This window comes from Methylobacterium sp. WL120, assembly GCF_008039465.1.
Taxonomy (GTDB): Bacteria; Pseudomonadota; Alphaproteobacteria; order Rhizobiales; family Beijerinckiaceae; genus Methylobacterium; species Methylobacterium cerastii.
Window position 1 is genome coordinate 23,243 of record NZ_VRUT01000034.1, and the last position, 10,491, is coordinate 33,733.

Here is a 10,491-nt window from a genome sequence, read left to right on the forward strand (position 1 = left end):
GGGAGGAGACCATGACCGATCCTGCCGCGTTGCCTGCGTTCCATGGCTGATCCATGGAACGCAAACCTGTCCGGATCGTGAAGAACACGTGAAACGCGCAACCGTTGCAGAATCCGGGGCGAACCGCCCGGCGCGGCCGACGCCCCCCGTCACCGCGACCTATGTCGAGCGGGCGGCGCTGCATTACCTGGAGCGCTACAGCGCCTCGGTGGAGATGCTGCGCCGGACGCTCCGGCGCCGGGTCGAGAAGCGCGCCCGCGCCCGCGGCGAGGATGCGAGCGCGTTCTTCGAAATGATCGAGGCGACGGTGGCACGCGCGGTCTCGGCCGGCCTCGTCGACGACGCCCGCTTCGCCACGGCGCGGCTGGCGACGTTGCGCCGTCGCGGCACCTCGTCCCGCGGCGCCTCGGCCAAGCTCTCGGCCAAGGGCCTGTCGCGCGACGCGGTGGAGACCGCGATGGAGGCCGAACGTGAAGCCGTGCCGGAGGCGGACGCCGCCGCGATCGAGGAGAAGGCCGCCTTCGCCTACGCCAAGCGCCGGCGGCTCGGGCCGTTCCGTCGTCCCGACATCCGCGCGCTCCACCGCGACCGCGACCTGGGAGCGCTGGCGCGCGCCGGCTTCGGCTACGATCTCGCGCGCCGCACCGTCGACGCCGAGGAGGTGCCCGACGGGCCTTGAGCCTGGAACTCGCCGGAAACTGCGCCACTTGGCCGAGGGTCGACGGTGACGTCGCGCGCCGTCCGTGCGCGCAGCCGCGAATTCTGGAGAGCTTCGATGATCAACCGCAAGGCGCACGCTGTCTGGAAGGGCAACGGCAAGGAAGGCAAGGGCACGATCACGACCCAATCCGGCGTGCTGTCCGACCAGCCCTACGGCTTCAACACGCGCTTCGAGGACAAGCCCGGCACCAACCCGGAAGAGCTGATCGCGGCGGCCCATTCCGGCTGCTTCACCATGGCGCTCGCGTTCCAGCTGCAGGAAGCCGGTCTCGCGGCCACCGAGATGAGCACCGAGGCGGTGGTGACGCTGGAGAAGGACGGCGCCGGCTTCAAGGTGACGAAGTCGGCCCTCACGCTGACCGCTTCGATCCCCGGCATCGACCAGGCGAAGTTCGACGAGCTGGCGCACGCCGCCGAAATCGGCTGCCCGATCTCGAAGGTCCTCGATTGCGAGATCACCTTGAAGGCCACCCTCAAGCAGGGCTGACCGACGTTTCCGGACGCCGCGCCCCGCGACGACGCCGCGGGGTGCGGCATCGCCACAGGGGCGCAACGCCCTTTGGCACCTTGTCCTTGCGACCCCCGGGTTCCTAATTTGTTCGATGGATGAAGCCCTCGCCAAGAAACTGCGCATCCTCGCCGATGCCGCCAAGTACGACGCCTCGTGCTCGTCGTCGGGTGCGCCGAAGCGCAAGGCGGGCAAGGACGAGCTCGGCTCGACCACCGGCTCCGGGATCTGCCACGCGTACACCCCGGACGGGCGCTGCATTTCGCTCCTGAAGATCCTGCTGACGAACTACTGCCTGTTCGACTGCGCCTACTGCATCAATCGCCGTTCCTCGAACGTGCAGCGCGCGCGCTTCTCGGTGCAGGAGGTCGTGACGCTGACGGTGGAGTTCTACAAGCGCAACTACATCGAGGGGCTGTTCCTCTCGTCGGGCATCATCAAGTCGCCCGACTACACGATGGAGCTGCTGACGCGGGTGGCGAAGTCGCTGCGGCGCGACCACGGGTTTCGCGGCTACATCCACCTCAAGTCCATCCCCGAGGCGAGCCCTTGGCTGATCGAGGAGGCCGGGCTCTACGCCGACCGCCTCTCGATCAACGTCGAGCTGCCGACGGAGGCGAGCCTGCAGACCCTCGCCCCAGAGAAGGACGGCGCCACGATCCTCAACGCGATGGCGCAGGTCGCCGAGCGCATCGTCGAGGCCAAGGCCGAGCGGAGGCGGTTCTCGCCGGCCGGCCAGTCGACGCAGGTGATCGTCGGTGCGGACGCGACCACCGACGAGGCGTTGATCCGCAAGAGCGCGCACCTCTACGGCAGCGTCGGGCTCAAGCGCGTCTACTACTCGGCCTTCAGCCCGATCCCGGAGGGCTCGGGCATCCTGCCGCTGAAGGCGCCTCCGCTCCAGCGCGAGCACCGCCTGTACCAGGCCGACTGGCTGATCCGGTACTACGACTTCTCCGCAGACGACGTGGCGGACGCCGCCGACGACGGCATGTTCTCCCTCGACATCGACCCGAAGCTCGCCTGGGCGCTGAAGAACCGCCACCGCTTCCCGGTGGACGTGAACACCGGCGACCGGGAGATGCTGCTGCGCGTGCCGGGACTCGGCGCGCGGGCGGTCGACAAGATCATCAAGGCCCGCCGGCACACGCGCCTGCGCCTCGACGACGTGGCGCGCCTGTCCTCCGCCCTGAAGCGCGCCCGCCCGTTCCTGATCGCCGCCGACTACACGCCGGGCGGGCTCACCGATCGCCTGGACCTGCGCAGCCGGCTGGTGGAGCCGGCCCAGCAGCTGAGCCTGTTCTGATGGACGCGCCGGACCTGTTCCCTCCCCCTGAAGCGGTGGAGGGTGGGTCTCGCACGATCCACTTGCGCCCCGGCGCGGATCTCGACGGCTTCCGCGCGGCCCTGCGCCGGCTCGTCGCCGACGACGTGCCGCCCGATCGCGTGACGTGGTCGGCCGGCGACGCGCCCGGCCTGTTCGGGTCGTCGCCGGGCGCGGAGCCCGACGCGCCGCCGGTGGCGCTGCCGAAGCCGGTGGCCGGGCTGATCCCCATGGTGGTGCCCCACCGCGACCGCGAGCGCTACGCCCTGCTCCACGCCCTCGTCTGGCGCGTCCGCCACGGCGAGCGCCACCTGCCGGAGGTGGCGAGCGATCCGCTGGTCCACCGCCTCGGCGGCATGCGCAAGGCGATCGCCCGCGACCTGCACAAGATGCACGCGTTCCTCCGCTTCCGCCGGATCGAGACCGCGGCCGGCGAGCGGTTCGTCGCCTGGTTCGAGCCCGACAACCACATCCTGGAGGCGGCGGCGCCGTTCTTCGTCGACCGCTTCCGATCGATGGACTGGACCATCCTGACGCCGGACGGCTCGGCGCACTGGGACCGCGCGACGCTCGCCTTCGGGCCGCCCGGCGACAAGGCGCAGCTGCCCGAGGGCGACGGCTTCGAGGCCGGATGGCGCGACTACTACGAGAGCACGTTCAATCCGGCCCGCACCAACCTGAAGGCGATGCGGGCGGAGATGCCGAAGAAGTACTGGCACAACTTGCCCGAGACCGCCGCCATCCCCGGCCTCGTCCGGGCGGCCGCGTCCCGGACCACCCAGATGATCGAAAGGGCCCCGCAGATGACGATCAAGCGCGATCCGGCCAAGGCCGTGGCGGCGATGTCCGACCAGGCGCCCAAAACCCTCGACGCGCTGAACGCCATCATCAAGCGCTCCGAGCCCCTGGTGCCGGGCGCGACGCAGGCGGTGCTTGGCGAGGGCCGGGTCGGCTCGACCATCGCCTTCGTCGGCGAGCAGCCGGGCGACCAGGAGGACCGGCAGGGCCGCCCCTTCGTCGGGCCGGCGGGCCAGTTGCTGTCGCGGGCGATGGCCGAGGCCGGGATCGACCGCAAAGCGAGCTACCTCACGAACGCGGTCAAGCACTTCAAGTTCGAGGAGCGCGGCAAGCGCCGCATCCACCAGAAGCCGACGGCGGGCGAGGTCAGCCACTACCGCTGGTGGCTCGACCGCGAGCTCGACTTCGTCGCCCCGAAGCTCGTGGTGGCGCTCGGCGCGACCGCGGTGCTGGCGCTCACCGGCAAGCCGATCCCGATCACCCGCGCGCGCGGGCCGTTCCGCTTCGAGCGTCTCGACGACCGCTTCCAGGGCTTCATCACCGTCCACCCCTCCTACCTGCTGCGCCTGCCCGACGAGGCGAAGGCGGAAGCCTACGCGACCTTCGTCGGAGACCTCCGGCGGGTGGCCGAGCTGGGGCGCGAGCTGGCAGGGTGAATGCCGACGGTCAAGATTTCGTCCGCCTCCGCCGGGTCGGCTTCCGACCGTAGTCGATCACTGTGAACACGACGCAGGATGTTCGCAGGCCGAAGGGACAGACACGTCACCTCGTGCCGACTCCGGACGGCTGAAACGTGTCCGGAACTCGCCGGGGCTGATGCAGATGCGTTTGCGGAAATGGTGCCGTAGCGTGTCGGCCCCGCCCAGGCCGACGAAGACCGCGATCTCGTCGACGCTCAGACGGCCTGCGGCGAGCAGGCGCTTGGCCTCCTCGATCCGTTCGGCCGCGAGCCACTCGCCCGGCGGTGCCCCCGTCGCCTCGTTGAAGCGCCTCATGAACGTGCGCAGGCTCATGCGGCACGCCTCGGCCATGCGGGTCAGCGGCCACGGCGCACCGAGTTCGGCCCTGATTCGGTCGATCAGGGGCGCCACCTCGTTGTGCCGGCGCACCGGCACTCGCCGCTCCAGGAACTGCGCCTGACCGCCGGTACGGTGGGCGGGCATCACGAGGCGCCGTGCGACGGAGTTCGCAGCTTCTGGCCCGTAATCCTGACGCACGATCTCGATCAGGAGGTCGAGCCCTGCCGCACTCCCGGCCGAAGTGAAGACCCGCCCGTAGGATCGATACAGGGAGGAGCGGTCAACCGCGACCTTGGGGTGGGCATCGCGCAGCGCCTTGGCGTAGCGCCAGTGCGTCGTCGCCGTCCCGCCGTCGAGAAGCCCGGTCGCTGCGAGCACGAACGCACCCGAGCAGATGGAAACCAGCCGCGCTCCGCGCTCATGTGCTTCACGAAGGCGGTGGCAGAGATCCTCGGGGACCGCTTCGTCGCTCCCCTTCCAGCCGGGGACTACGATGATGTCCGCGCAGTCGATCAGCTCGATGCCGTGGTCCGGCGTCAGGGTGAAGCCCCCGTGCGCCCGCAACGGCCCACCCTCCACTGCGCAACTGGCAAATCGATACCAAGCCTCGCCCATCTCCGGCCGGGGCAGGCCGAACACCTCGGCCACGATCCCGAACTCGAAGGTACACAGGCCATCGTAGAGAAGCGCGACGGCGAGGGGTCCGGTCGTGTTTGGCACGATCTTCACGATGCCTGTCGTTTCGGCCAATTGCAAACCGAGCTTTGCGAGCCCGACATGGTGCCGTCCATCAAGAAGGATCACCATGCCCACCGCAGTCACCGCCGTTTCACCTGCCCCGAGCCACCTCGCCCGCGAGCGCTTCGCCGCCGAGTTCGCGTTTGAGACCGACTGTTGGGACGTGCATGACGCCCTGGCGCGCGGGGCGGATTTCGTGCTGCTCGACGTGCGCAGTCCCGCCCTGTTCGCTGCCGGTCACGTTCCCGGCGCGATCAACCTCCCGCACGGCAAAATCGTGCGCTCCAAGCTCGAACGTTGGCCCGAGTGCACGGTGTTCGTGACTTACTGCGCCGGTCCGCACTGTAACGGCGCCGCCAGGGGAGCGTTGCGGCTCGCGGAACTCGGGCGCCCGGTCAAGATCATGGCGGGCGGCATCACCGGCTGGCTCGACGAGGGCTTCGACTTGGCGCGGTCTGAGGCAACGGCGTGAGCGCTCACTTTCGGAAAGCGGCTGCGTCCGACGCGACATCCATCCTCGAAATGGTTCGGGCGCATGCCGCATTCGAGCGCGGGACGGCATCCTTGTCGCTCGACGACCTGAAAGCGATCCTGTCGACGGACAGCCTGCCGACCCACCTGCTCGTAGCGGATATGGGCAACGCGCTGGTCGGTTACGCGGCGGTCACGTTCGACTTTTCGCTCTGGCGAGGGCGCACCTACGGCCATCTCGTCTGCTTGTTCGTCGCGGCGAGTGCGCGCGGGCGGGGCATCGGCAGGCAACTTTTCGACGCGGTGGCGAAGCTCGCGCAGGTCGAGGGCGTCGATCGTCTCGAATGGCAGACGCCGGTCTGGAACAGGGAAGCCATCCGTTTCTACCTACGAACCGGGGCGCTCAGCGAAAAGAAGGAACGGTTCGCGATCCCGCTGCGGCGTTGACGAGTGCACCATCGGGAAGGTGCTCGGAACCAACAGCCGCAAACCCATCCAGCGCTGACGGTCGGCCCGGGAACGGAATACCCGCCTCCCATCCGACCGAGTGATCGGACGGGCACCGCCTCACCCCGCCGCCGGCTCCTCCTTGTGCGGCCTCAGTTCCGGTGCCTGCTCGATCTCGGCCTCAGTCGGGGCCTCCGCGCGGCTGTCGGCGCGGCTGGCGTCGACGTAGAGGCGGGCCTCGCCTTCCGTGAGGCCGAGGCTGCGGAGTGCGTAGAAGGTCATGCCGAAGGCGAGCTCGCGCTCGGCCATCAGCACCAGCCCGACCTTCTCCTCCTCCATCCGGCGGCGCTCGGCGTCGCTGTGGGTGCGGATCAGGGTGTCGATGCGCGGGTTGGCCTCGCGGGCGATCTCGACCAGGCGCCGGGCGTTGTGCGAATCCGGCGTCGCGATCACGAGGAGGCGCGCCTGGGCGATGTCGGCCGCGGCCAGGATGCCCGGCGCGAGCGCGTCGCCGAACACCACTTCGAGGCCCGACGCGCGCAGGTCGAGCACCCGGCGGCGGTCGCGGTCCACCACCACGAAGGGCAGGTCCCAGGCGTCGAGCGCCTTGCCGATCCCGCTGCCGACCCGGCCGTAGCCGACGACGATCGCGTGGCCGCGATGGGCCTTGGCCGGCTCCGAGACCGCGATGGCGTCGGCGCCGCGCCGCTCGAAGCGGCGGGCGAGGTCGGGCCGGTCGGCGAGGTAGCGCTCGACCCGGGCTGCAGCCGCGAAGAACAGCGGGTTCAGGGTGATCGAGAGCAGCGCGCCGCCGAGGATGAGGTCGCGCCCCTCCTCCGGCAGTAGCTTCAGCGAGAGGCCGAGGCCGACGAGGATGAAGGAGAACTCGCCGATCTGCGCCAGGCTCGCGGCGATGGTGAGCGCCGTGCCGACCGGATGCTTGAACGCCAGCACGATCGCCACCGCGGCGATCGACTTGCCGAGCAGGATCACCCCGAGCACGGCCAGCACCGAGAGCGGCTCGCGCACGAGGATGCCGGGGTCGAACAGCATGCCGACCGAGACGAAGAACAGCACCGCGAAGGCGTCCTGCAGCGGCAGGGAATCGGCCGCCGCCTGATGGCTGAGGTCGGATTCGGCGAGCACCATGCCGGCGAAGAAGGCGCCCAGCGCGAAGGACACCCCGAACAGCTCCGCCGAGCCGAAGGCGATGCCGAGCGCCAGCGCGAGCACCGCGAGGGTGAACAGCTCGCGCGAGCCGGTGCGCGCCGCCTGGTCGAGGAGCCACGGCACCGCGCGGCGGCCGGCCACCAGCATCAGGGTGGTGAACAGGCCGACCTTGGCCAGCGTCAACCCGAGGGTGAGCCAGATGCTGTCGCCGAGATGGCCGGAGAGCCAATGCGCCAGCGAGCTGCCGGTGGCGTGGTCGCCGCCGGCGGCGCTGCCGCCGAGCGAGGGCGCCAGCGCCGGCAGCAGCACCAGCGCGAGGACCATCGCGAGGTCCTCGACGATGAGCCAGCCCACCGCGATGCGGCCCTTGTCGCTGTCGAGGAGGTTGCGCTCCTCCAGCGCCCGCAGCAGCACCACCGTGCTCGCCACCGACAGGGCGAGGCCGAACACGAGCCCGGCCCCGAGGCCCCAGCCCCAGGCGAGCGCCAGGCCGCCGCCCATGGCGGTCGCGACCACGATCTGCACCACGGCGCCCGGCAGCGCGATGGTGCGCACCGCCATCAGGTCCTTGATCGAGAAGTGCAGGCCGACGCCGAACATCAGCAGGATCACGCCGATCTCGGCGAGTTGGCCCGCGAGCTTCTGGTCTCCGACGAAGCCCGGCGTGAACGGGCCGATGGCGATGCCGGCCACGAGGTAGCCGACCAGCGGCGGCAGCCGCAGCCTCTGCGCCAGCATGCCGAAGACGAAGGCGATCACGAGGCCCAGGGCGATGATGGCGATCAGCTCGGTCGCATGCGGCACGGGGCGGTCGTCTCCTGGATTCGGCGTCGGACGCGGGTGTCGCATCGGCCTAGCGGAATCGTGCGACGAATTCCGTAAGCGCTGCAGCCGAATGGTGTTCCAGCGCACAGGCGCGGCCGGGTTGGCAGGCCGACGACGACCCTATACCCCCGTGCTCGACGGATCGAAGGACGGCGAAGACGATGCGGCTGGTGGTGGTGGGCGCCGACGGGCGCATGGGCAAGATGCTGATCCGCGCGGTGGCGGAAGCGGAGGGCTGCACGCTCTCGGCCGCGATCGAGCGCGAAGGGTCGGACGCGATCGGCCACGATGCCGGGACGCTCGCCGGCCTCCACCCGCTCGGCGTGCCCGTCACCGACGACCCGCTCACCGCCTTCGCCGCCAGCGACGGCGTGCTCGACTTCACCGTGCCGGCGGCGACCGTAATGTTCTCCGAGCTCGCGGCGCAGGCCCGCATCGTCCACGTCGTCGGCACGACGGGCCTGTCGGAGGACGACCTCGCCAAGCTCCGCGCCGCCGCCTACCACGCCCGCATCGTGCGCTCCGGCAACATGTCCCTCGGGGTCAACCTGCTCGCCGCCCTAGTGAAGCGGGTCGCCGCGGCGCTGGGGCCCGAGTTCGACATCGAGATCGCCGAGATGCACCACCGCATGAAGGTGGACGCGCCCTCGGGCACCGCGCTGCTGCTCGGGGAGGCCGCCGCGGCCGGGCGTGGCGTCGCGCTCGCCGACGTGCGCGTCTCGACCCGCGACGGCCATACCGGCGCGCGGAAACCCGGCGACATCGGCTTCGCGACGCTCCGCGGCGGCAGCGTCGTCGGCGACCATTCGGTGATCTTCGCCGGCGCCGGCGAACGCATCACCCTCTCGCACCACGCCGAGGACCGCAGCCTGTTCGCCGCCGGCGCGGTGAAGGCGGCGCTTTGGGCGCATCCGAAGCCGCCGGGCCTGTACAGCATGACAGACGTGCTCGGCCTGTAAGCCTCAGGCTGGCGGACAGTTGGGGGCGGGTCTCCGGCCTGCGCTTGGGGCCTCGGCCCGCCTCTGGTAGGAGCCGCACCGACAAGCCCGACCGGGCGCTTCCAGAAAGACCGGACACCGATGGACCGCCTGCTCGTCCTCGCTCGCCACGGCCAGAGCGAGTGGAACCTCAAGAACCTCTTCACCGGCTGGCGCAACCCGGACCTGACCGAGCGCGGCGTCGACGAGGCGCACAAGGCCGGGCGCTGGCTGAAGAGCGAGGGCTACGGCTTCGACGTGGCGTTCACCTCGAACCTCGGGCGGGCGCAGCGCACCTGCAAGCTGATGCTCGGCGAGATGGGGCTTTCCGACATCGAGACGATCCGCTCGGAGGCCCTGAACGAGCGCGATTACGGCGACCTCTCCGGCCTCAACAAGGAGGACGCCAAGGCGCGCTGGGGGGCCGAACAGGTTCACCAGTGGCGCCGCTCCTACGACATCCCGCCGCCCGGCGGCGAAAGCCTGAAGGACACCGCGGCGCGCGTGCTGCCCTACTACATCGAGACGATCCTGCCCCGCGTGATGGCCGGCGACCGGGTGCTCGTCGCCGCCCACGGCAACTCGCTGCGCGCCCTCGTGATGGTGCTCGACCGCCTGAACACCACGACGATCGCCGGCCTGGAGATCGCCACCGGCGTGCCGCTGGTCTACCGCCTCAAGGCCGACACCACCGTCGCCTCGAAGGCGGTGCTGGAGCGCGACATCGACGACGCGTGACGCGCGCGCCATGGCGGTCGAACTCGCCCCGGGCCTGATCCACCATCCCGGCTGGCTCGATCGGGCCGGCCGGCGGCGGCTCGCCGACGAGATCGCGGCCGTGCTGGCCTTGGCGCCGCCGTTCACGCCGCGGATGCCGAAGACGGGAAAGCCGTTCTCGGTGCGGATGTCGAACGCCGGCCCGCTCGGCTGGGTCTCGGACGTCGCCGGCTACCGCTACCAGCCGGACCATCCCGAGACCGGCGCGCCCTGGCCGGCGATGCCCGCGACAGTGCGCGCCGCCTGGGATGCGCTCGCGGCGGGCTTTCCGGCACCGGAAGCCTGCCTGATCAACCTCTACGCGCCCGGCACCCGCATGGGCCTGCACCAGGATCGCGACGAGGCCGACCTGTCGGCGCCCGTGGTCTCGCTGTCGCTCGGCGCCGCGGCGGTGTTCCGCTACGGCGGCCTGCGGCGGTCCGACCCGACCCGCTCGATCCGGCTGATAGCGGGCGACGCCCTGGTGATCGGCGGCGCCTCCCGCTTGATCCACCACGGCGTCGACCGGATCATCGCGGGCGGCGACCTGCTGTCGGAGGCGGAGGACCCGCTCCCTGACTTCCTTCCGCCGGGCGGCCGCTGCAACCTGACCCTGCGGCGCGTGACGGGCTCGACCCCGTGAGCGATCGCGAGGACACGCGCGCGAGCGCCGCCGCGCGGTGGCCGCCGATCGCCCGCTTCGTCCGCGCCGAGGCGGCGCTCGGCGCGGACGAAGCG

Annotated in this window: 11 protein-coding genes; 9 read left to right on the forward strand and 2 right to left on the reverse strand. The window is 70.7% G+C overall.

Features of this window, described 5'->3' with window-relative positions:
- The first annotated feature begins 88 nt into the window (after positions 1-88).
- The 4 genes from FV229_RS09175 (at position 89) to FV229_RS09190 (ending at position 4,006) form a co-directional block, all read left to right on the forward strand.
- On the forward strand, positions 89-679 hold the full coding sequence (locus FV229_RS09175) for a RecX family transcriptional regulator (RefSeq protein ID WP_246688117.1): 591 nt from the start codon (positions 89-91) through the stop codon (positions 677-679).
- A 96-nt stretch (positions 680-775) separates the two neighbouring features.
- The gene (locus FV229_RS09180) at positions 776-1,207 is read left to right on the forward strand and encodes an OsmC family protein (protein WP_147751666.1); all 432 of its coding nucleotides are present in this window, start codon (positions 776-778) and stop codon (positions 1,205-1,207) included.
- A 115-nt stretch (positions 1,208-1,322) separates the two neighbouring features.
- Positions 1,323-2,534: a putative DNA modification/repair radical SAM protein gene (locus FV229_RS09185; RefSeq protein WP_147751667.1), complete on the forward strand. Its 1,212-nt coding sequence runs from the start codon at positions 1,323-1,325 to the stop codon at positions 2,532-2,534.
- Positions 2,534-4,006, forward strand: a complete 1,473-nt coding sequence (locus FV229_RS09190; RefSeq protein ID WP_147751668.1) for a UdgX family uracil-DNA binding protein — start codon at positions 2,534-2,536, stop codon at positions 4,004-4,006. The genes FV229_RS09185 and FV229_RS09190 overlap by 1 nt, the downstream gene beginning before the upstream one ends.
- A 57-nt stretch (positions 4,007-4,063) precedes the next feature.
- On the opposite strand, the gene ftrA is transcribed toward FV229_RS09190, so the two are convergent.
- Positions 4,064-5,176 (reverse strand): transcriptional regulator FtrA, encoded by a 1,113-nt coding sequence (ftrA, locus tag FV229_RS09195; RefSeq protein WP_147751669.1) that lies wholly within the window; start codon positions 5,174-5,176, stop codon positions 4,064-4,066.
- Here ftrA and FV229_RS09200 point away from each other — a divergent pair.
- Together FV229_RS09200 and FV229_RS09205 are read left to right on the forward strand one after the other, a co-directional pair.
- A complete protein-coding gene (locus tag FV229_RS09200) occupies positions 5,175-5,579 on the forward strand; it encodes a rhodanese-like domain-containing protein (protein ID WP_147751670.1) in 405 nt (134 codons plus the stop codon). The genes ftrA and FV229_RS09200 overlap by 2 nt on opposite strands.
- Before the next feature lie 92 nt (positions 5,580-5,671).
- On the forward strand, positions 5,672-6,025 hold the full coding sequence (locus tag FV229_RS09205) for a GNAT family N-acetyltransferase (protein ID WP_246688118.1): 354 nt from the start codon (positions 5,672-5,674) through the stop codon (positions 6,023-6,025).
- A 120-nt stretch (positions 6,026-6,145) separates the two neighbouring features.
- On the opposite strand, the gene ybaL is transcribed toward FV229_RS09205, so the two are convergent.
- Positions 6,146-7,999 carry a YbaL family putative K(+) efflux transporter gene (ybaL, locus tag FV229_RS09210; protein WP_147751672.1) on the reverse strand — a complete coding sequence of 618 codons (1,854 nt, stop codon included), beginning with the start codon at positions 7,997-7,999 and terminating at the stop codon, positions 6,146-6,148.
- A gap of 182 nt (positions 8,000-8,181) precedes the next feature.
- Between ybaL and dapB the strand changes: the two genes are divergently transcribed.
- The 3 genes from dapB to FV229_RS09225 all read left to right on the forward strand — a co-directional run bounded on the left by dapB (position 8,182) and on the right by FV229_RS09225 (position 10,396).
- A complete protein-coding gene (gene dapB / locus FV229_RS09215; protein WP_147751673.1) occupies positions 8,182-8,979 on the forward strand; it encodes a 4-hydroxy-tetrahydrodipicolinate reductase in 798 nt (265 codons plus the stop codon).
- 120 nt (positions 8,980-9,099) lie between these two features.
- Entirely contained in the window at positions 9,100-9,735 is a 636-nt protein-coding gene (locus FV229_RS09220; protein WP_147751674.1) for a 2,3-bisphosphoglycerate-dependent phosphoglycerate mutase, read from the forward strand.
- A gap of 10 nt (positions 9,736-9,745) precedes the next feature.
- On the forward strand, positions 9,746-10,396 hold the full coding sequence (locus FV229_RS09225; RefSeq protein ID WP_147751675.1) for an alpha-ketoglutarate-dependent dioxygenase AlkB: 651 nt from the start codon (positions 9,746-9,748) through the stop codon (positions 10,394-10,396).
- The last annotated feature ends 95 nt before the right edge of the window (positions 10,397-10,491 follow it).